Annotated in this window: 1 pseudogene; it reads left to right on the top strand. The window is 62.3% G+C overall.

Going from position 1 to position 257, the window contains the following annotated elements:
• Positions 1–53 precede the first annotated feature (53 nt).
• Positions 54–257, top strand: a pseudogene (locus EOD29_RS33015) (ABC transporter permease); the annotation flags it as partial.

The raw sequence follows: 257 nt of genomic DNA, 5'->3' as shown, positions 1-257 counted from the left end.
GCGCCTGTGGGATCGATCTCGATGGCGCGGCTGCTCGAACTGGGCCGCAAGGCATGAAACTCGTCGCCGCCAATTTTTTCCGCGTGGCCGCGCTTGCCCTGCTGCTCATCCTGCTGTTCAGGACGGATTGGCTTTCCTTCCTGTTTGTGCCGCTAACGAACAATAATGCGCCCGCGGTCTATACGCAGAACAGCCTTGCCTCGCTCGCGCTCGGACATCTGCAGCTCGTCGTCGGCTCGATCGCCTGCAGCGCCGTG

Source organism: Mesorhizobium sp. M1A.T.Ca.IN.004.03.1.1 (genome assembly GCF_003997555.1).
GTDB lineage: Bacteria > Pseudomonadota > Alphaproteobacteria > Rhizobiales > Rhizobiaceae > Mesorhizobium.
The sequence above is the reverse complement of the archived record's forward strand: the minus strand, read 5'-3'. Positions and strand labels throughout refer to the sequence as shown.